Annotated in this window: 18 protein-coding genes; 10 read left to right on the top strand and 8 right to left on the bottom strand. The window is 47.1% G+C overall.

Annotated elements, in window-relative coordinates; genetic code table 11:
• The first annotated feature begins 1 nt into the window (after position 1).
• Positions 2-298 carry a DUF1289 domain-containing protein gene (locus ACXAC1_RS03855; RefSeq protein ID WP_475058961.1) on the top strand — a complete coding sequence of 99 codons (297 nt, stop codon included), beginning with the start codon at positions 2-4 and terminating at the stop codon, positions 296-298.
• On the opposite strand, the gene radA is transcribed toward ACXAC1_RS03855, so the two are convergent.
• The 4 genes from radA to glnK form a co-directional block, all read right to left on the bottom strand.
• Positions 295-1,680, bottom strand: coding sequence for a DNA repair protein RadA (radA, locus tag ACXAC1_RS03850; protein ID WP_228190795.1), 1,386 nt, complete (start codon positions 1,678-1,680; stop codon positions 295-297). The two genes, ACXAC1_RS03855 and radA, sit on opposite strands and share 4 nt — an antisense overlap.
• Positions 1,681-1,766: 86 nt before the next feature.
• Positions 1,767-3,302, bottom strand: coding sequence for a bifunctional GNAT family N-acetyltransferase/carbon-nitrogen hydrolase family protein (locus ACXAC1_RS03845; protein ID WP_199459866.1), 1,536 nt, complete (start codon positions 3,300-3,302; stop codon positions 1,767-1,769).
• Between the two features lie 141 nt (positions 3,303-3,443).
• Positions 3,444-4,706 (bottom strand): ammonium transporter, encoded by a 1,263-nt coding sequence (locus ACXAC1_RS03840; RefSeq protein ID WP_475058958.1) that lies wholly within the window; start codon positions 4,704-4,706, stop codon positions 3,444-3,446.
• Between the two features lie 38 nt (positions 4,707-4,744).
• On the bottom strand, positions 4,745-5,083 hold the full coding sequence (gene glnK / locus ACXAC1_RS03835) for a P-II family nitrogen regulator (protein ID WP_133562290.1): 339 nt from the start codon (positions 5,081-5,083) through the stop codon (positions 4,745-4,747).
• Between the two features lie 465 nt (positions 5,084-5,548).
• Here glnK and ACXAC1_RS03830 point away from each other — a divergent pair, with 465 nt between their 5' ends.
• A complete protein-coding gene (locus ACXAC1_RS03830) occupies positions 5,549-5,794 on the top strand; it encodes an accessory factor UbiK family protein (RefSeq protein ID WP_475058955.1) in 246 nt (81 codons plus the stop codon).
• A gap of 19 nt (positions 5,795-5,813) precedes the next feature.
• Here the strand turns inward: ACXAC1_RS03830 and ACXAC1_RS03825 are convergent, their stop codons facing one another.
• Positions 5,814-6,029, bottom strand: a complete 216-nt coding sequence (locus ACXAC1_RS03825) for a TIGR02450 family Trp-rich protein (protein ID WP_228190797.1) — start codon at positions 6,027-6,029, stop codon at positions 5,814-5,816.
• 129 nt (positions 6,030-6,158) lie between these two features.
• Between ACXAC1_RS03825 and ACXAC1_RS03820 the strand changes: the two genes are divergently transcribed.
• Together ACXAC1_RS03820 and ACXAC1_RS03815 are read left to right on the top strand one after the other, a co-directional pair.
• Positions 6,159-7,676, top strand: coding sequence for a YifB family Mg chelatase-like AAA ATPase (locus tag ACXAC1_RS03820; RefSeq protein ID WP_475058952.1), 1,518 nt, complete (start codon positions 6,159-6,161; stop codon positions 7,674-7,676).
• Between the two features lie 368 nt (positions 7,677-8,044).
• Complete coding sequence (locus tag ACXAC1_RS03815) at positions 8,045-8,986, top strand: bile acid:sodium symporter family protein (protein WP_475058950.1); 942 nt, start codon at positions 8,045-8,047, stop codon at positions 8,984-8,986.
• 21 nt (positions 8,987-9,007) lie between these two features.
• Here ACXAC1_RS03815 and ACXAC1_RS03810 read toward each other — a convergent pair whose 3' ends face one another.
• Together ACXAC1_RS03810 and ACXAC1_RS03805 are read right to left on the bottom strand one after the other, a co-directional pair.
• Positions 9,008-10,282 carry a sensor histidine kinase gene (locus ACXAC1_RS03810; RefSeq protein WP_475058947.1) on the bottom strand — a complete coding sequence of 425 codons (1,275 nt, stop codon included), beginning with the start codon at positions 10,280-10,282 and terminating at the stop codon, positions 9,008-9,010.
• Positions 10,282-10,959 carry a response regulator transcription factor gene (locus tag ACXAC1_RS03805; protein WP_475058944.1) on the bottom strand — a complete coding sequence of 226 codons (678 nt, stop codon included), beginning with the start codon at positions 10,957-10,959 and terminating at the stop codon, positions 10,282-10,284. Before ACXAC1_RS03805 ends, ACXAC1_RS03810 begins: the two co-directional genes overlap by 1 nt.
• 134 nt (positions 10,960-11,093) lie before the next feature.
• Between ACXAC1_RS03805 and ACXAC1_RS03800 the strand changes: the two genes are divergently transcribed.
• The 3 genes from ACXAC1_RS03800 to rep all read left to right on the top strand — a co-directional run bounded on the left by ACXAC1_RS03800 (position 11,094) and on the right by rep (position 15,705).
• Positions 11,094-12,143, top strand: a complete 1,050-nt coding sequence (locus tag ACXAC1_RS03800; protein ID WP_475058941.1) for a glycosyltransferase family 2 protein — start codon at positions 11,094-11,096, stop codon at positions 12,141-12,143.
• A complete protein-coding gene (locus tag ACXAC1_RS03795) occupies positions 12,140-13,588 on the top strand; it encodes an ArnT family glycosyltransferase (RefSeq protein WP_475058939.1) in 1,449 nt (482 codons plus the stop codon). The genes ACXAC1_RS03800 and ACXAC1_RS03795 overlap by 4 nt, the downstream gene beginning before the upstream one ends.
• Before the next feature lie 68 nt (positions 13,589-13,656).
• Positions 13,657-15,705, top strand: coding sequence for a DNA helicase Rep (gene rep / locus ACXAC1_RS03790; RefSeq protein ID WP_475058936.1), 2,049 nt, complete (start codon positions 13,657-13,659; stop codon positions 15,703-15,705).
• A 102-nt stretch (positions 15,706-15,807) separates the two neighbouring features.
• On the opposite strand, the gene ACXAC1_RS03785 is transcribed toward rep, so the two are convergent.
• The gene (locus tag ACXAC1_RS03785; RefSeq protein WP_228190807.1) at positions 15,808-16,257 is read right to left on the bottom strand and encodes a c-type cytochrome; all 450 of its coding nucleotides are present in this window, start codon (positions 16,255-16,257) and stop codon (positions 15,808-15,810) included.
• Positions 16,258-16,562: 305 nt separating this feature from the next.
• Between ACXAC1_RS03785 and ACXAC1_RS03780 the strand changes: the two genes are divergently transcribed.
• The 3 genes from ACXAC1_RS03780 to ACXAC1_RS03770 all read left to right on the top strand — a co-directional run bounded on the left by ACXAC1_RS03780 (position 16,563) and on the right by ACXAC1_RS03770 (position 19,572).
• A complete protein-coding gene (locus ACXAC1_RS03780; protein ID WP_199459896.1) occupies positions 16,563-17,654 on the top strand; it encodes a TRAP transporter substrate-binding protein in 1,092 nt (363 codons plus the stop codon).
• Positions 17,655-17,723: 69 nt separating this feature from the next.
• A complete protein-coding gene (locus ACXAC1_RS03775) occupies positions 17,724-18,263 on the top strand; it encodes a TRAP transporter small permease subunit (RefSeq protein ID WP_475058933.1) in 540 nt (179 codons plus the stop codon).
• Between the two features lie 19 nt (positions 18,264-18,282).
• Positions 18,283-19,572, top strand: coding sequence for a TRAP transporter large permease (locus ACXAC1_RS03770; protein ID WP_475058930.1), 1,290 nt, complete (start codon positions 18,283-18,285; stop codon positions 19,570-19,572).
• Positions 19,573-19,594: the final 22 nt, after the last annotated feature.

Raw genomic sequence — 19,594 nt, 5'->3', positions numbered from 1 at the left:
CATGGAACAGATCGAACTATTTAGCATCGAAAGTCCATGTCGCGGTGTATGTGAAAACAGCCATAAAGGCTATTGCAAAGGCTGTTTGCGTAGCCGAGAAGAACGATTTCATTGGCATGAGATGAACGAGGTTCAAAAACGCCACGTCATCCAACTTTGCCGAAGTCGCTGGCAGCGCATTCTGAAAGCTCGGCAAGATCGCTTGTCTGAGCAAGAGCAAGTCGCAGACAAAGACCTCCCTTATGGCATGCAAAAGGAGGATTTGCCTGACTTGTTCAGTACTCCTGTTACTAACTAGCCAAAGATCGCCTCTAAAGCCTCCGATAAGCGTTCGACCCCTACCACTTCCATGCCTTCAATTGGCTTTTTAGGGCAGTTTGATTTGGGTACCACTGCTCGTTTGAAACCATGTTTAGCCGCTTCACTGATACGTTCTTGCCCAGATGGGACCGGGCGAATTTCTCCAGATAAACCAACTTCTCCCAAGACCACTAAATCGTGGGGTAAAACTTGATCCCTAAAGCTTGAAACAACCGCAGCAATGGCAGCAAGATCGGCTGATGTTTCTAAGACTTTGACGCCACCGACGACGTTCAGATAAACGTCTTGATCAGAGGTGAGCAAGCCACCATGCTTGTGAAGTACCGCTAATAGCATCGCTAAGCGGTTATGGTCAAAGCCTACGGTGACACGACGTGGGTTACCAAACGCTGAGTCATCCACCAGTGCTTGCAGCTCGACCAATAGCGGGCGAGTACCTTCCCAGACCACCATGACAAGGCTGCCTGCGGCAGGATGTTTTGAACGATTTAAGAAGATCGAGCTTGGGTTTTTAACTTCTCTTAAACCATTTTCTAACATGGCAAAGACGCCTAGCTCATTGACTGCGCCGAAGCGGTTTTTCATACCGCGAAGAGTACGAAAACGTGAATCTTCTGAGCCTTCTAATAGCACAGAACAGTCGACCATATGTTCTAGCACTTTTGGTCCAGCTAAGGTGCCATCTTTGGTTACGTGGCCAACAAGTAGTACAGTGGTTTGGGTTTGCTTGGCAAAACGTGTCAGTACTGCAGCACTTTCACGCACCTGAGACACGCTGCCTGGTGCGGATTCAATGCCATCCAAATGCATGACTTGGATCGAGTCGATGACCATGACTTTCGGTTTGACCTGATCCGCCACCGCCATGATGCTTTCTACATTGGTTTCAGAAAGCATTTTTAGGTTTTTTGTAGGTAAGCCTAAGCGTTGTGCTCGCATCGCCACTTGCTGTAGGGATTCCTCACCAGTGACATACATGGCGCTTTGCTGTTGTGCTAACCAACACATGGTTTGTAGGAGCAGAGTACTTTTCCCGGCACCAGGGTGGCCGCCGATCAACACCACGCCACCAGGTACAAGGCCACCGCCTAATACTCGGTCAAACTCACTGGCCCCTGAACTAAAGCGCGGTACATCCCCTAAATCGACTTCCGATAAATCTTGGATACCAGTCGTCGCACCTGCATAGCCTTGGCGACGGGTGTCGCTGGTCGCGGCGACTCGAGCAGAGGTTTTAGATGAACTGACTTTGAATTCTTGGAGGCTGTTCCAAGCACCACAAGCTTGGCATTGTCCCTGCCATTTCGCGTAGTCGGCACCACACTCGTTACAAACAAAAGCGGATTTTGCTTTAGCCATGAGTTGTTATCCTATTCAGACAAAACGGCCGAGATGAATATCTCGGCCGTTGAAGTGAACGATCTTATGACAAAGATAGTAACACACTAAGCGGAAGGCGTGGTTTTCCAATCGATGCTGTAAAGGTCCAAACGACGGTCTTTCAAGTTGTTCACCGAACCTTCGCTACGAACAAATTTAAGCTTGTCCAAATCAAGGTCTGAGAACATCAGCATTTCTGTATTCGGTGTGGTTTCTGCCATCACTGCATCGTGAGGGAATGAAAAGTCAGAAGGTGAGAATACCGCCCCTTGAGAGTATTGAACATCCAAATTTTCCACCTGTGGCAAGTTGCCACAACTACCACAAATCACCACGTAACATTCGTTTTCAATGGCACGGGCTTGGGCACAGCTGCGCACACGTAGGTAACCATTCTTTGTGTCAGTCCAGAACGGTACAAATAGAATGTCCATATCTTGCGATGCGAGGTGGCGAGCCAGTTCTGGGAATTCCACATCGTAACAGATCAAAATACCAATACGTCCCGCGTCGGTGTCCCACACTCGGACTTCGTGGCCACCTTCAATGACCCAATCACGACGTTCATGTGGCGTAATATGAATCTTACGTTGCTCCTCGATGGTGCCGTCACGGCGACATAAGTAGCTGACGTTGTACATGATGTCGTCTTCAACCACTGGCATCGAGCCAGTAATAACGTTGATGTTGTAACTTACGGCAAGTTGCGACATCTCGCTGACAAAACGCTCAGTGAACGAAGCTAAGAAGCGAATGGCTTCCGTTTGGTTGGTTTGATCCGGTGCAAGTCCCATCAATGGTGCATTAAAGAACTCGGGGAAGAGTGCAAAGTCACTCTTATAACTTGAGAGTGCATCAATAAAGTACTCAACTTGCTTAAGTAGCTCCTCAACGCTGTCGACTTCACGCATCTGCCATTGCACGGCACCGATTCGAACTTGTGTTTTACGATACTCTAAAACAGTCGTTTCAGGCTCGTAGAAGATGTTTTTCCACTCAAGCAATGTCGCGTAGCCGCGAGACTTCTCATCTTCAGGAAGGTACTTAGAAAGCAGTCGGGTTACCTGGAAGTCGTTAGACAGCTGGAACGTCAAAATAGGATCGTAAATTTTGCGTTTATCGACTGCTTCCAAGTATTCTGCTGGGCTCATGCTGTCCGCATGCTGGTAATAGTTTGGAATGCGCCCACCTGCCAGAATCGCAATTAAGTTCTCTTGGCGACAAAGCTCTTTACGGGCTTCGTAAAGGCGACGGCCTAGGCGGTAACCGCGATAATCGGGATCGATCAGTACATCCAGTCCGTATAAAGCATCCCCATTTTCATCGTGGAAAATGCGCTCACGCTGATCAACAAGATCATCGTATGTATGAGGGTTGCTAAAACGCTGGTAGTTCACTTTAACAGACAGGGCGATACCAACGATTTGGTCGTGGTCAACCAAACAAATTTGCCCATCAGGAAGGTCTTTGATCAGCTTGCGGATGGTGTGTTTCGGCCAAGAGCCACCAATGTCGTGGTAAACACGATCCATCAAGGCTTTTACTTGTGGGTAGTCATCCAGTGTAAGGTTGCGGATCTTTAAATGTAGATCTTCCAACATACCGTCTCCATAAAGGTGAAAAAAGTTAGTGCCACTATAGCGTATTTACGGACAGGTTTTGCACAATTGTTGTGGCGCAAATATGAAAAAACCCTCGCCATGGCGAGGGTTCTTCAGAAAGGTTAAATAATCAGGTTAAGATTATTTTTTGAACTCTGGGTATGCTTCCATACCACATTCAGAGATATCAACACCTTCGTATTCTTCTTCTTCAGAGACACGCACACCCATGATTGCTTTGATTGCTAACCAAACAACAAGGCTTGCTGCGAATACCCATACGAAGATGGTTAGAGCACCAGCGATTTGACCGCCGAATGATGCACCGTCGTTAGTTAGAGGTACTGCTAGAAGACCCCAAAGACCTACAACACCGTGTACCGAGATGGCACCCACTGGATCGTCGATTTTTAGCTTGTCTAGAGTAAGGATAGACAGAACAACGATCAGACCACCGACAACACCGATTAGCGTAGCGCCAAGGGCAGAAGGCGTAGAAGGCTCAGCAGTGATGGCAACAAGACCTGCTAGCGCACCGTTTAGAAGCATTGTTAGATCAGCTTTACCGAATAGGATACGAGCAAGTACTAGTGCACCTACCGCACCGCCTGCTGCTGCAGCGTTAGTGTTTAGGAACACCATAGCAACAGAGTTAGCGTTTGCGATATCGCCTAGTTTAAGAACAGAGCCACCGTTGAAGCCGAACCAACCCATCCATAGGATGAATGTACCTAGCGTTGCTAGAGGAAGGTTAGCACCAGGGATCGCACGTACTTCACCGTTAGGACCGTATTTGCCTTTACGAGCGCCAAGTACTAGAACACCTGCCAGTGCAGCTGCAGCACCTGCCATGTGTACGATGCCTGAACCCGCGAAATCAGAGAAGCCCATGTCGCCTAGGTTGTACATACCAAATACGTCTGCACCGCCCCAAGTCCAAGAACCTTCAAGTGGGTAGATAACACCTGTCATTACCACTGCGAATGTTAGGAAAGCCCATAGTTTCATACGCTCAGCGACTGCACCCGATACGATAGACATTGCTGTTGCAACGAATACCACTTGGAAGAAGAAGTCAGAAGCGCCAGAGTAGATAGAACCGCCTTCGAAGCCACCTTCACGGCCAGCGAAGTCAGTAAGAGTTGAAGCAACGTCTACGTCTTGGATACCAGATAGGAACCAAGTGCCGCCGTACATGATTGCGTAACCGCAGACTAAGTACATGATACAAGAGATCGCGAACAGCGCGACGTTCTTAGTTAGAATTTCAGTTGTGTTCTTAGCGCGTACAAGGCCTGCTTCTAGCATTGCAAAGCCCGCCGCCATCCACATTACTAATGCACCGCACACCAAGAAGTAGAAGGTGTCCATCGCATACTGTAGGTGAAAAATTTGATCTTGCATGTTTCGCCCCCCTAAAGGCTAATTAATACGAGCAACAATTAAACTGCGTCTTCGCCAGTCTCGCCGGTACGAATACGAACCGCTTGCTCAAGATTAACAATGAAGATTTTACCGTCACCGATTTTGCCTGTGTTGGCAGCGTTCGAGATGGCCTCTACTACTTGGTCAGCCATGTCGTCAGAAATAGCTAGCTCAATTTTTACTTTTGGCAGGAAGTCCACAACATACTCTGCACCGCGGTACAGTTCAGTGTGTCCTTTTTGACGTCCGAAACCTTTAACTTCTGTTACGGTAATACCTTGTACACCGATTTCAGAAAGTGCTTCGCGAACATCATCCAGTTTGAATGGCTTGATGATGGCAGTGATCAGCTTCATACCCACAGTCTCCTTAATGTTAAGTCTGTCTTATGTCGTATCGCAGGTATCAAGCTATATTCAATATGTGTGCCAGCTTCATGTTGAGACCGTTGAAAAACTGTCTAGCCCTTGTCTGGTAAGGGTTGTAAAGAATAAGTGACATTTTTTACGCATTTTCTTCATTAAGTAGTGCACACATTATGCTGGTGCGTTCGCTTTAAAATGGTGCGATTTAGTGTCATGTATCGAATATTTAAGGGCGAGCGAAACTATTTTATTGTTTTAGCTGGTTTTACAGGATAATTAACTGCCCTAATGGTGTGCGATTTTATAGATTGGGCGAGCTTTTTAAGTTCAGGGTAGTGCGCTAGTGCACAAAAACGACGCAGTGATCAGCCAATGTTCAATGTGGAAATGTGTAAAGACGCGGGGCTAAAGAGTCATTATACTTAGCGTTATACCAACATTAACGATGAGGAAACTATGATCGATCAATTTATTAAGCAATTGGGGACAGGCCTAGAGCAGGCTGCCAATACATTAGGTAAACTGCCTGCTGAAGAGATTCAAACTCAGCTTCAGCAAGTTGCAAAAGACACGCTAACTAAGATGGACCTGGTCACGCGAGAAGAGTTCGAAGTGCAAGCTGCTATGTTGCAAAAGTACCGTGAAAAACTGGCTCAACTTGAAGCGAGACTGGCTGAACTTGAAGACACTGATTCGAAGTAACTGATTCTGATTCGATGGGCTACTTCCAGCCTTGTTGCCAGAGATCATCAAGCAGTGTCTGCCACGACAGTTGGTAAGCATTCTTCGTGTAAACTGCTTCAAGAATAATATCGGTTACTTGCTCATCCTCGTCACGAATCAATTCGGTGACGATAAAATGCTTCTCTTTGTTCTTTGGGCGAGTCGCTGTCCACTTAGAGAGCAATAATTTATTTGGATTCAACTTTTTGGTCATGATTACTTCTGTTTTTTGGTAGTAGTGAATAGCTGCTCGTCGTACGACCCGATTGCATCGGGGATGCTTGCGTAAGGATACGTGCAGGATTAAAAGTTGGATGCGTTGGCGAATCATCAAGGAGAGATTATGAGCCTAGCAACGATCTACAGTCGTGCCCGAGTCGGGGTGTCTGCCCCATTGGTCACGGTGGAAACACATATTTCTAATGGTTTACCTTCTTTAAACATAGTGGGTTTGCCTGAAGCAGCTGTACGTGAATCGAAAGATCGCGTTCGCAGTGCCATCATCAATAGTCACTTCGAATTTCCTTTACGACGCATAACGATCAACCTCGCTCCGGCGGATTTACCCAAAGAAGGGGGGCGCTATGATTTGGCCATTGCGATCAGTATTTTATTGGCCTCGGGTCAGTTAGGGGAGATCCAACTGCGCGACACGGAATTCATTGGTGAGCTTGCTTTGTCTGGTGATCTAAGGGGCGTAACAGGGGTATTGCCATCGGTGATGGCAGCAAAAGAAGCACAAAGAAAAGCCATTGTGCCAGCTGATAATTGTAATGAAGCGGGACTCGTGGATCACGAAGTCTATTTTGCGAATCACCTAACCCAGGTGACAGCTGCATTGATCAAAAGTGCTACGCTACAGCGCTGCTCCGTTGATGTATCACAAACAAGAACGGTCAATACCTTAAAAGACATGGCAGATGTTAAGGGGCAATATCAAGCAAGACGGGCATTAGAAGTAGCCGCGGCGGGGTCACATAATTTATTGTTTATCGGCCCGCCGGGAACAGGGAAAACCATGTTAGCTTCTCGATTACCAGGCATTATGCCAAGGATGACCGAGTCGGAAGCCCTTGAAGTAGCGGCGGTTCAATCTGTATCTGGGCGTAAAATGGGGGTGGACTGGCATTGGTCTGAACGCCCCTTTCGTAGCCCGCACCATTCTAGCTCCGCAGTGGCTTTAGTAGGGGGCGGCTCTATGCCCAAACCAGGGGAAGCCTCCCTTAGTCATTGTGGCGTACTTTTTTTAGATGAGTTACCTGAGTTTGACCGTAAGGTCTTAGAAGTACTGAGAGAGCCCCTTGAAAATGGCGAGGTGCACCTTTCTAGAGCCAGAGGGCAGATGTCTTATCCTGCGAGGTTTCAGCTTGTCGCTGCCATGAATGCAAGCAATGAGGCTTACAGTGGCGGTGCGGATTACTATCAGTCCAGTGCTAGCCAAAAATACCTACGTAAACTCTCGGCACCGTTTTTGGATCGTATCGACCTGCATGTAGAGGTGCCGCCTTTGCCTACGGATGTATTGGTGAATCAAACTGAAGTGGGTGAACCCAGTGCCGCCGTGCGTGAGCGAGTCGAGGCTGCAGTGACCCGTCAGCGCACGCGACAGGGCGTACAAAATGCCCATTTAAATGGTCGTGATTTAGAGCGAATTTGTGCTTTGAGTGATGACGATAAGAAATTTATGCAGCAAGCATTAGAGCGCTTAAAACTCTCAGCAAGGGCCTATCATCGAGTACTGCGGGTGGCATTAACGTTAGCTGATTTAGAAGGTAAAACCGTTGAGCGTAAGCATTTAATGGAGTCACTAAGCTATCGCAAAATGGAGAAAACCCTCGCAACTGTGGTAGGCGGTGGATAAGCGTTAAAACAAGCAAAGTGTGTGGCATAGACCACACACTTTTTTGTGGATCGATTTAGAGATCGTACAAGGTTCCATAATCTTTTAACGGACTGCAGTACATTGCAATGTGGAATCAGACTTCCACCACACACATCGGCGTGTTAAAGACAGGGGCTCGGTGAATTTGTGCTTGCAAAGAAAATACGTCTTGGAGCTAAGCACTAGCCATTAGCTGGGTGAACTAAGGATAAAACAGGGAAGACATAGCCCGAAGAATGTTGATGCAATGTAACAATATGTAAACTAGCGGGCCTTAGTAGCACTGCTGTGGGCATTTTGCCAAGGTGCTGCTTGGATTCTAATAATAACGATTGGGAGACCCCTTCATGATTATCCAACTGTTTCCAGTTTGGGCGGTTTTGTTGTCCGCTTTAGCTATGATTCAACCAAGTTTTTTTATTGATTTTAAAGGGTATATTTTACCTTTACTGATGATCATTATGCTGGCGATGGGCTTGACCCTAAGTGCCAGTGACTTTAAGCGTGTCGGTAAAAATGGCAAAGCCGTTGCCGTCGGTGTTCTACTGCAGTTTTTAGTCATGCCAATTACCGCATTGTTGATTGCCACCATGTTTGGTTTTGATAGTGAATTGACCGTAGGGATGTTGTTGGTCGGCAGTGTGGCCGGCGGCACATCTTCAAACGTGATGTGCTACCTCGCAAAGGGGGACACCGCTTTGTCTATCTCTATGACAGCTATCTCGACCTTGCTAGGAGTAGTGCTAACACCTCTATTGGTTTCACTGATGATTGGTACGAGTGTCGACGTCCCCGTTCAATCTATGTTGATCAGCTTGGTGAAAATTGTATTGATCCCAGTGGCGTTAGGGGTGTTGATTAATACGTTCGCTCACCAATTAGTGCGCAAAGCTGAGTTTGTTTTACCCTACGTCTCCATGTTTGCTATTGTGTTTATTATCGCTATTGTGGTGGCGCTAAGTTCGGAGAAAATTGCCGCTGTGGGCGCTTTGGTGGCTGTAGCTGTGATCTTGCATAACGGTATCGGCCTGACATTAGGTTACTGGGTAACTTATGCACTTGGTTTTGATAAGAAAGTGTGTCGCACCATTGCGTTTGAAGTTGGCCTACAGAACTCTGGCTTGGCTTCCGCCTTGGCGGTTAAATTCTTTACACCGGCTGCGGCGCTACCTGGATCAATTTTCAGTGTTTGGCACAATATTTCAGGCTCTCTGATTGCAAGTTACTGGAGTAAAAAGCCAACTCAAGAGCAACCGGAGCAACCACAAACCGCTGCCGAAAGCCTGTAATACTTAGTTTTCAGTTAACGCTTATTCAAGTGCTATGACCGGTAAGCGGAGGGTGGCTTCACAGCCACCCTCCGTGCGGTTTCTAATAGAAAATCCCCAGCCGTATCGTTGACATAAGTCCTGAACAATCAGTAGACCTAAGCCATGGCCTGTACTGTTTTCGGACGGGGCATATCCTTCACCTTCATCCGTTACAGTGATACTGGTATCCGTCATGCTGACGGTGATGTCGCCTGAGCTTGAAGCGGCGATGCTATTGCGTAATAAATTACCGAGTACCATTTCCAATACCGCTGGTGTCGCTTGCGTCATAGGTGAGCCATGAATGTCGGATCTTAGTTGCAATTTTTTAGCGTCGGCTTGGGCTTGATTCTTTTGCACTATGTTGAGTATTTCGTTTGCCTCGATCGTGCGCAGAGGGGCATTTGTTTGACTTTTCTCATAGCGTACCAGGCCAAGTAAAGCATCCACCATGGTCAGCATTTGCTCGGTGGCATGCTGGATCCTACCTAGTTGGCGCTTGGCGAATGGGCTGCTGGTTTCTTTTGCCAACAAACTACTAGAGCCTTTCATGACCGTAAGAGGGGTCCTTAACTCATGACTGGCGTAACGGGCGAAGGCTTGTTCCCGTTTAATAAGTTGATCCATCTCTGTGCGGTATTGGTTTAGCGTTTGAGTCAGCGTTTGGAACTCTTGGGCAGCGCCACTTGGGACTTGGAAGGCATGGTGAATATTACCTTGGTGTTGTTCAAGCTGTTCACACAAATCGTTTACGGGACGGATCAAGCTTTTAGAAATGCGCGTTAAAATAGCGGTAAACGCGCCAATCAAAAGTACGACTAAGCCAAGGACAATGGCGATAACATTAATGAATTCTTGTTGTGCGATTTCTATTTCTTCAATGCGAGATACTAAGATCAGTTGCTGTTCAGCACCACGTAAAGTGAATGAGGTACTTAGAATCATCCTAGAATCTTCACCTTCCCCTGTTTCTCCTAAAAACTCGCCCTGATCCTTTAGCTCAGTTTGCAATGCTACGGGTACATCCTGCCAACCATGAAAAGCGGAGGTTAGGGTGTCGAGTTGGACGGAGGTTTCCTTTGGGTGGGCCAAGAAGTACTGAATGGCCTGCTGTTTATCAATCATAATACGTCGTTCACCGACGCGATCTTCTGACCAGGTCAGAACTAAGCTGATCAGTGCGACACAAAAAATACCCACTACAATGGCGACTAGGGTAAAAAACACCGCCAGCCTACCAGTCATACTTTTGGTGTTTTGAAAGAAGGATGGCATTACTGGTCGCCCTCTAGGTAAAAACCAATTTTAGGTCGAGTTTTTAAAATTTGGCTCTCAAAGGGTTTGTCCAATTGACTACGAAGCTGATAAATATGGCTGCGTAAAACGTCTTGGCTGGGCTTGTCTTCTCCCCAAAGCTGATAAGCCATTTCTTCCTTAGTGACTAAATTTGGTGCGGCTGATACCAGCATTTTTAGCAGGGTAAAAGTAGTTGGCGTTAAAACGAGCAGCTTTCCTTGACGGTAGGCCTTACCTGTTTTGAGGTGCAAGGTGATATCTTGATAGCGTAATTCGCTGGCCGCCACAGCACCTGAATGGCGGCGGATCAGGGCTTGCATGCGAGCTTGTAAAATTTCTAGGTCGAAAGGCTTGGTCAGATAATCGTCTGCACCGACGTTCAATCCTTGGATTTCGTCCTTTTGGCTGTCCATGGCGGTCAACATCAATATCGGGGTGCTATCTCCTGTCTCACGTAAGCGCTGGCATAGGGTAATACCGTCGATACGGGGCAGCATCAAATCCAGCAAGATAAGATCAAATGTGTTCTCTAATGCGAGTTTCAGGCCTAGTTCACCATTGTCTGCGTAATCCAGCTCCAAGCCATTGTATTCAAAAAAATCAAATAGCATACCGGCTATTTCTCGGTTGTCTTCGATGAGTAAAACCCGCGGCACAATCATTCTCCAAATACTGGCGTGGCTGAGTTAATTATGGCCAGAAAAGCGTGAAAAAAACGTCAATAACAAGTTATTCACAGCACCTTTTTTAGACTGAGTGAACTTTGATTCCATCAGGAGCCGACTCAGCCATGTCATCTCATTACAGTGCACAAATTAAGAGGGGCAAAATAGCCCCTGTGTCCAGCCGTCCGTTAGCCATTACCTTATCCGTGATTGTACCGTTTTTTAATGAACAAGAGGTGTTGCCAGAATTTCATCGCCGATTAACAGCGGTGCTGAACACAATGCCTGACAGCAGCGAGATCATTTATGTGGATGATGGAAGTTCGGATCAATCCCTCAGTTTAGTGAAACAGTTTAGTTCACCGAATAGTCATGTGAGTTGTATCGCATTGAGCCGAAATTTTGGCAAAGAGTGTGCGATGAGTGCTGGCCTTGAGTATGCAAGGGGCGCAGCGGTGATCTTGATCGATGCTGACCTACAAGATCCTCCTGAGTGTATCCCTGAGATGATTGCTGCATGGCGTGCGGGAGCGGACGTTGTCAATATGAAACGCTCCTCACGTATAGGGGAAAGCTGGTTTAAGCGCACTTCCGCCGCTCTGTTTTATAAATTATTAAACCGATTGGCGGCACTGGATATTCCAGAGAACGTTGGTGACTTCAGGTTGCTAAGCGCCCGAGTGGTGGAAAAGCTTAATCAGTTGCCAGAACGAAACCGTTATATGAAAGGGCTCTTTAGTTGGCCTGGTTATCACCAAGTGACGCTAACATTTGAAAGAGATGCACGCTTTTGCGGTGAAACAAAGTGGAATTTCTTCAAACTGTTAGGCCTAGCAATGGATGGCTTAACCTCCTTCTCCATTCGTCCACTGCGCTTGGCTACCTGTGCTGGTGCACTCACGGCAACCATGGCATTTATTTATGGCGCTTGGATTGTGTTTAAGACACTGGCTTATGGCGATCCCGTTTCAGGGTATCCATCAATGATGGTGGCAATGTTGGCGTTGGCAGGAGTTCAGTTGTTGGCTGTCGGGCTACTAGGAGAATACATCGGTCGTATCTTTATAGAAGTGAAGCAGCGCCCCGTGTATTTGGTTGAGTCTATGACGGAGCAAGCACCATCACTTAAGCAAACAAAAGGAAGCTCATCTTGGGCAGTGGAGAGTGCATCATGAAAATGACTTTCCGTGAAAGCCATCTTTGGATGATTTTGATGTTTGCCTTGCTACTGCGCTTAGTGTCGTTGACGACCTACCCACTCATGGACACCACCGAAGCTCGCTATGGTGAAATGGCTCGTCTGATGGTCGAGACAGGTAACTGGCTAACGCCACAGTTTGATTACGGCATACCTTTTTGGGGTAAACCGCCGCTGTTTACTTGGATGAGTGCCTTAGGCATAGAAACGTTTGGTTTAAGTGAATTCGCAGTGCGTGCTCCCCACTGGCTGGCGGGCGTCTTAACCATTTTGCTGATGGCATGGATGACGAAGCGTGTAGGGTTTAACCCTCTGATTACCGCGGTTGTGTTGGCTACGTGCGGTATTTTCTCGATTTCAGCCGGTGCAGTGATGACCGACATGGCTCTGACATTATCTTTGACAATGGCCATGATGGGCTTTTATTTCGCTTGGTTGGGAGGTGAAAAACAGCGTTTATGGGGTTATCTAGGCTTCTTTGGTTTGGCTTGCGGTTTACTGGCTAAGGGGCCATTAGTGTTAGTGCTAATGGGGCTCGCGGTAGGGCCATGGCTATGGTTACAGCATGGCTTTATTGGTGCATTCAAAGTGTTGTGGCAGCGCTTTCCTTTGATTAGTGGTATTGGGCTAATGCTGGCCGTTGCGTTGCCATGGTACTTACTGGCAGAACAAGCAACACCAGGCTTTTTGGACTATTTCCTCGTTGGTGAGCATTTTAAGCGCTTTGTTGTGAGTGGTTGGCAAGGTGACTTGTATGGCTCAGCACACGATGAACCTCGCGGTATGATCTGGTGGTTTTGGTTACAGGCGGCATTTCCATGGTCGTTTGTTTTGCCCATCTTAGTGTTGTTGCGCCGCTTAAAGCTGGCTCAATGGATCAAGCATGAGAATGGTCTATTTAGCTTTTTACTCTTGTGGCTGGTGTCGCCTATGCTGTTGTTCACCATGGCAGGCAATATATTACCGGCCTACGTTTTGCCTGGTATTCCTGCGTTAGGTGTGCTGATTGCTATGCTATTTGAGAAGCGTGATATCAATTGGCTGTCTGGCGTATCAATGGTGTTGCCACTACTTCTGATGATTATGATGCTGGTGTTGAATATGGGCAAAGCGGACAGCCGTAGTGATCGAGTGATCTTTTCGAAAATAAAAGACGATGCGCCTGCTTTTTACATTAATAGTCGTCCTTTCTCTGGTCAGTTTTACAGCCACGGCCAAGCTAAGGTGATAGAAAGCCCTGATACGATCAATGGTTTGCCGCACTTTCATTTGATTGGTCAAACCGATGAAGTAAAAACATTTATTCAGCAGCAGAAGCTTAATTGTAGTGCAGACTTTAAAGCGTCATCAGGTAGGCAGCTTTTTGATTGCCAAGAAAGCAATCAAGAAAAGACGCCGAATCTTGCTTTGATATTTCCCTAAAGGCATAAACCAATTGCACTGACTGGTGTAGAATGAGCCCACCATTTAGAAATTTCGGTGTCGTGTCTATGAGCCAGTCAGTACCCTCCATTGCCCAACGTATGCGTAGCCTAAACGAGCGACAGCTCGAAGCGGTGAAGCAAATTGATGGGCCATTACTTGTATTAGCAGGTGCTGGATCCGGTAAAACCAGTGTAATCACGACCAAGATCGCGTACTTGATCCAGACCTGTGGCTTTAAGGCCAACAACATTGTTGCGGTAACCTTTACCAATAAAGCGGCACGTGAGATGAAAGAGCGTGTGGTTGGCATGTTGAGTAAAGAGGAAAGTCGCGGTCTGAGCATCTCAACTTTCCATACTTTAGGGTTGAATATTCTTCGCAAGGAATACCGCAAAGCTGGGCTCAAAGAAGGCTTCACGTTATTCGATTCGCAAGATGGTTTAGCACTGGTAAAAGAGATCTTAGACAAAGAGTTCAATGGGCAAATGGACGCTGCGGGGTTTTGTCAGCACACTATTTCTAACTGGAAAAATGACCTGATTCCACCGCAGGAAGCCATCACTCAAGCTGATACCGAAGAACTGCAGCTGGCGGCACAGGTTTATGGGCAGTATCAACGTTACATTCGTGCGTACAATGCAGTGGATTTTGACGACCTGATTCTATTGCCGGTGAGCTTACTGATCTCCGATCAACTGTTACGAGAAAAGTGGCAACGTAAAGTGCGTTATTTGTTGGTAGACGAGTGTCAGGATACCAATGCCAGTCAGTATGAACTGATCCGTATTTTAGCGGGGGATCGTCGCTGCTTTACCTTAGTAGGGGACGATGACCAGTCGATCTATGCTTGGCGTGGTGCACGCCCTGAAAACCTCGAACGCTTGTCGGTTGATTACCCTAATCTTAAGTTGGTGAAGCTTGAGCAGAATTACCGTTCTACCAGGACTATTCTGAAAGCAGCGAACACGCTGATTGCTAATAACCCCCACGTTTACGATAAAGCCTTGTGGTCTGATCTGGGAATTGGTGACCCCATTCGTGTCATGGTCACCCGTAATGAGGATGCCGAAGCAGAGCGTGTTGCCGCGGAGATTCAAAGCCGTCATTTGCGCCACAACATTCCATATCAAGATTTTGCCATCTTATATCGTGGTAATCATCAGGCGCGATTGTTGGAGATTAAGCTACAAGCTTACCGTATCCCTTATAAAATGAACGGTGGTTCGTCGTTCTTCTCGCGTGCTGAAATCAAAGATCTGATGGGGTATCTTCGACTGTTGGTGAACCCAGATGACGACAATGCCTTCCTACGAGTGATTAACTTGCCGCGCCGAGAAATTGGCCCGGCAACCCTCGAAAAAGTGGGCAACCTTGCCGCCCAATTACATGTCAGCTTGTTTGAAGCTTCCGGTGATAAAGCGCTAGATGAAACCGTCACAGGTAAGCCATTAGTACGTTTACGAGAGTTCGAGTCATGGATTCAAAACTTACGTCAGCGCTTGCAAAAAGGCTCGCCAATTCCTGTTATTGAGCAAATGATTCATGACATGGATTACTTTGGTTGGCTTCAAGAGCAGGCTAGCTCGCCAAAAGCAGCTGAGCGTCGCATAGAAAACGTTCGTTTCTTGATTGAGTCGATTCAACGCATGATGGAAAGTGCTTGGGAAGACGACGCTGATGCTGGCCTCGACCATGCGATTTCTAAGCTATTATTAATCGACATGTTAGAACGGCAAGAGGAAGAAGAGGACGAGGATAAGGTTCAGTTACTGACACTGCATGCCTCCAAAGGTCTGGAGTATCCCCATGTCTTTCTGATTGGCTGTGAAGAAGAGTTGTTGCCACATCGAAACAGCATTGAAAACGATGACATTGAAGAAGAGCGACGACTCGCCTATGTGGGGATTACCCGTGCGAAACGCACACTTTGTATCACTATGGCGGCGAAACGACGTCAGTTTGGCGAAGAAATTGATTGCTTGCCGAGTCGCTTTTTAGATGAGTTACCAGAGGAAGACTTGGTCTGGGAAGGGCGTGGCGATGAAAGTGAAGCGCAAAAGAAAGAGCAAGGTAAAGCCTCTTTGTCCGCCCTTAAAGCCATGCTGAATTCCTAATGACTTGAAGGCGTTGTGAATAACATTCGCTTAAACCAAAGAAGGAGGCAAGTGCCTCCTTCTTTGGTTTTGATCTGCGCTAGACGCTAGAGTGGGTGGATATTACTGACTGTTTTCTGTCATGTATTCAATCGCACCTTGGATCTCTTCGTCGCTACACGTAGTACATGTACCGCGTGGAGGCATCGCATTGAGACCGTTGATGGCATTACTCATCAATGAGTCGAAGCCTTTTGCTACACGTGGTGCCCATGCACCCGCGTCGCCAAGCTTCGGAGCGCCGGCCACGCCGATAGAGTGACAAGCAGTACAGAATTGGTTGTAAACCGCTTCGCCTGATCGAGGGCCATCACTGGAAGCAACGGCTGCAGCAGACGCGACTTCACATTCTTCACCTACGATACAAACCTTGCCTACAGGGGCAATGCGTGCAGTGATTTCTTCAGGGCTTTGGCCAATAGCGCTGACGGTTGAACTCATCATGGCTGTAAAGCCAACCACTCCAATAAGAGCAATAAGCTTGCGACGGAAAAGGTTGATCAGCGAACTCACTATGTTTTTCCTCGATCCAAATTAGGCTGTTTAACAATTAAGTGGTCGGAGTATAACGAGACGCTTATAGGGTCGAAACCAACTTTGCACGAAATTTGGACAAACACCGCTCTAGGTCAAAGAAACACGACATTGCTTTTGGCTAAATGATCCTGGAACTACGTATTTATACGTAGTTCTGTGTGGGTAAAACTACGGGGTGTTTTCGGTAATCTTACGAATAGAGTCATTGTCTGTTTTTCCGCCATTATGAGGGCAGTGCTTCGGCATGTGCCATAAAAATAACCATAGGCAGGATAAAAATAATGACATTGCAAAAACTCTCTAAGCTCGTTGCCGTCGCAACGTTAACTGTTTCTACATTCGCTGCTTCCTATTCTGTAGCCGCAGATGGCAAAGTGTACCGTCTTAAAATGGCGGAGACTTGGAATGCGAATTTCCCTATCTTTGGCGATGCGCCACGTGAAATGGCAAGACTGGCAGAAGAAATGTCAGACGGTCGCCTAAAAATCACCATCGACTCTGCAAACAAGCACAAAGCGCCTTTCGGTGTGTTTGATATGGTGCGCTCAGGTCAATACGACCTAGGACACTCTGCGTCTTACTACTGGAAAGGTAAAGTGCCGAATACGTTGTACTTCACAACGATGCCATTTGGTATGACAACACCGGAGCAATACGGTTGGTTCTACTACGGCGGTGGTCAAGCGCTATCAGACAAAGTGTACAGCCAATTTGGTCTACGTTCTTTCCCTGGTGGTAACACAGGTAACCAAATGGGCGGTTGGTTCCAGAAAGAAATCAACTCAGTAGAGGACCTACAAGGTCTGAAGATGCGTATCCCTGGCTTTGCCGGTGAGGTCATGGCAAAACTGGGTGCTAGCCCAACCAATATTCCTTCTGGTGAATTATTCACGGCTCTTGAGCGTCGTACGATTGATGCCTTGGAGTGGGTGGGACCATCACTAGACCTACGTATGGGCTTCCACAAAATTGCACCTTACTACTACACAGGCTGGCATGAGCCTGCAACAGAGTTGCAATTCCTAGTTAATGAGCGTTCTTTCAAGCGTTTACCAGCGGATCTACAAACGATCTTGAAGAGTGCTATGAAGCTATCGGCTTACGATATGTACATTCAGTCTTACCACGAAAGTGCTGAAAACTGGGCAACGATGAAGAAAGAGTTCCCAAATATCGAAGTTAAGTCGTTCCCTGAAGACGTGATGAAAGCAATGTACAAAGCCAACGAAGAATTGCTAGCGGAAAAAGCAGCGGCTGATCCATTGGCGAAAGAGATCCTGGATTCTCAAGCTGAGTACATGGCCAAAGCACGTGTTTGGACCAATATCTCGGATCGTGCTTACCTAGACAGCTTAGATAATTTAGCTGACTAACCCCTAAAAGGCAGGACGACTTCATGTCCTGCCTTTTTTGATGAATTTGTTTTCCCTGGGACTCTTCTTATGTTTCTGGTTTCTCTTGAAAAGGCGCTTGGACGTTACTCCCTTTGGCTGGGTAAATTGTCTGCCTTGCTGCTGATTTTGTTGCTCTGCAACGTGTTCTATAACGTCTTGATGCGTTACGCCTTCAATACTGTCTCAATTGGTATGCAAGAGCTTGAGTGGCACTTGTATTCGGCCATTTTCCTACTGGGTATTCCGTTCGGTCTACAAACCGGTGGTCATGTTCGTGTGGATTTGATCTATGAGCGCTTGAGTGTGCGCGGTAAAGCATGGATTGATTTGGCCGGTTGTATTCTTTTTCTGATTCCTTTCACGTTACTTGTGGGCTGGTTCGGTGTGGACTTCGCAAAGGAAGCGTATGCGTTAGGTGAAACCAGTGGTGACCCAGGCGGTTTACCAGCTCGTTGGATCATTAAGTCGGCGATTCCGGTCGCGTTCTTCTCTATGGCGATTGGTGGTTTAGGCATGATTTTACGCTCGATCAATGCCATCCGAGGCGTTTCTAACGAGGGGTTCGATCACGAACCTATTCAACACTAGCCGCTCAATAGGTGTTTATATGATTGGTATTATTATGTTTTTCGTGGCGCTGGTGATGCTGTTATTTGGCTTCCCAGTGGCATTTACCTTTGGCGGGGTGGCGCTGATTTTCGGTGTGTTTGCTGAAGGTTGGGATATGTTCGCTTTCATGCCGTTCCGTATCCAAAGCTATATGGAAAATACGGTGATGATGGCTGTGCCTTTGTTTATCTTCATGGGCATTGTGTTACAGAAAACTCGATTGGCAGAACAGCTACTTGAGGCCATGGGTAAGCTATTTGGCAGTGTCCGTGGTGGCCTGGCTATCTCCACCATTTTGGTGGGTTCATTGCTTGCGGCTTCTACTGGTGTCGTTGGTGCAAGTGTGGTGGCAATGGGATTGATCTCTTTGCCGGTTATGATGAAATATCATTACAGTAAGTCTTTGGCCTGCGGCACCATCTGTGCGTCCGGTACCTTGGGGCAAATCATTCCGCCATCCATTATCTTGATCATCTTGGGGGATGTACTAGGGATTCCAGTAGGAGACCTATTCCAAGCAGCGCTTGGTCCCGGAGTGGTCTTGATCGGGTGTTATATCTTATACATTGTGGTGATTACATGGCTTAAGCCTGAATTGGCGCCTGCGATCCCATACGATGAGTCTCTTGGCACTCGCTCAGAGCAGATTCGTGATGCGCTAAAAGCAATCATTCCTCCTTTGGCGCTTGTCTTGATTGTGCTGGGCTCGATCTTTTCCGGCATTGCTACCCCAACAGAGTCGTCAGCGTTAGGCGGTGTGGGGGCTGTGATTCTGTCTCTGATTTACCGACAGTTTAGTTGGAAAATGCTGTTTGATAGTGCGCTAGAGACCGTTAAAGTCACGGCCATGGTGTTTGCTATCCTAATGGGTGCGACGGCATTCTCTATGGCGTTCAGCTATACCGGTGGTGACTACATTGTTGAAGAAGCGTTGTTGAACCTGCCTGGTGAAAAATGGGGCTTCATTATCTTGGCAATGGTCGCTATTTTGATCTTGGGCTTCTTTATCGATTTCGTTGAGATTGCTTTCATTATCGTACCGATCTTAGCGCCTGTTGCAGAAGCATTAGGGATCAATATGGTGTGGTTTGCTATTTTGATCGCGATGAACTTACAGACGTCATTCTTAACGCCGCCATTTGGGTTCAGTCTCTTCTATTTAAAAGGGGTCGCACCTAGGTCGGTGAAAACGTTCGATATCTATCGTGGTGTGATACCGTTCATCCTAATTCAGATAGCCGTGCTAGTGAGTATATTAGTATTGCCAGGCTTATATGGCATGGACTAATGGCTAATAGCTTTCTATCAAA

It is taken from the genome of Marinomonas sp. AWM4_232 (assembly GCF_056158325.1).
The sequence above is the reverse complement of the archived record's forward strand: the minus strand, read 5'-3'. Positions and strand labels throughout refer to the sequence as shown.

What these genes read in the sequence shown, in the direction of transcription:
- ACXAC1_RS03855 (WP_475058961.1), top strand. Translation starts at nt 2, where the DNA reads ATGGAACAGATCGAACTATTTAGCATCGAAAGTCCATGTCGCGGTGTA.
- radA (WP_228190795.1), bottom strand. Translation starts at nt 1,680, where the DNA reads ATGGCTAAAGCAAAATCCGCTTTTGTTTGTAACGAGTGTGGTGCCGAC.
- ACXAC1_RS03845 (WP_199459866.1), bottom strand. Translation starts at nt 3,302, where the DNA reads ATGTTGGAAGATCTACATTTAAAGATCCGCAACCTTACACTGGATGAC.
- ACXAC1_RS03840 (WP_475058958.1), bottom strand. Translation starts at nt 4,706, where the DNA reads ATGCAAGATCAAATTTTTCACCTACAGTATGCGATGGACACCTTCTAC.
- glnK (WP_133562290.1), bottom strand. Translation starts at nt 5,083, where the DNA reads ATGAAGCTGATCACTGCCATCATCAAGCCATTCAAACTGGATGATGTT.
- ACXAC1_RS03830 (WP_475058955.1), top strand. Translation starts at nt 5,549, where the DNA reads ATGATCGATCAATTTATTAAGCAATTGGGGACAGGCCTAGAGCAGGCT.
- ACXAC1_RS03825 (WP_228190797.1), bottom strand. Translation starts at nt 6,029, where the DNA reads ATGACCAAAAAGTTGAATCCAAATAAATTATTGCTCTCTAAGTGGACA.
- ACXAC1_RS03820 (WP_475058952.1), top strand. Translation starts at nt 6,159, where the DNA reads ATGAGCCTAGCAACGATCTACAGTCGTGCCCGAGTCGGGGTGTCTGCC.
- ACXAC1_RS03815 (WP_475058950.1), top strand. Translation starts at nt 8,045, where the DNA reads ATGATTATCCAACTGTTTCCAGTTTGGGCGGTTTTGTTGTCCGCTTTA.
- ACXAC1_RS03810 (WP_475058947.1), bottom strand. Translation starts at nt 10,282, where the DNA reads ATGCCATCCTTCTTTCAAAACACCAAAAGTATGACTGGTAGGCTGGCG.
- ACXAC1_RS03800 (WP_475058941.1), top strand. Translation starts at nt 11,094, where the DNA reads ATGTCATCTCATTACAGTGCACAAATTAAGAGGGGCAAAATAGCCCCT.
- ACXAC1_RS03795 (WP_475058939.1), top strand. Translation starts at nt 12,140, where the DNA reads ATGAAAATGACTTTCCGTGAAAGCCATCTTTGGATGATTTTGATGTTT.
- rep (WP_475058936.1), top strand. Translation starts at nt 13,657, where the DNA reads ATGAGCCAGTCAGTACCCTCCATTGCCCAACGTATGCGTAGCCTAAAC.
- ACXAC1_RS03780 (WP_199459896.1), top strand. Translation starts at nt 16,563, where the DNA reads ATGACATTGCAAAAACTCTCTAAGCTCGTTGCCGTCGCAACGTTAACT.
- ACXAC1_RS03775 (WP_475058933.1), top strand. Translation starts at nt 17,724, where the DNA reads ATGTTTCTGGTTTCTCTTGAAAAGGCGCTTGGACGTTACTCCCTTTGG.
- ACXAC1_RS03770 (WP_475058930.1), top strand. Translation starts at nt 18,283, where the DNA reads ATGATTGGTATTATTATGTTTTTCGTGGCGCTGGTGATGCTGTTATTT.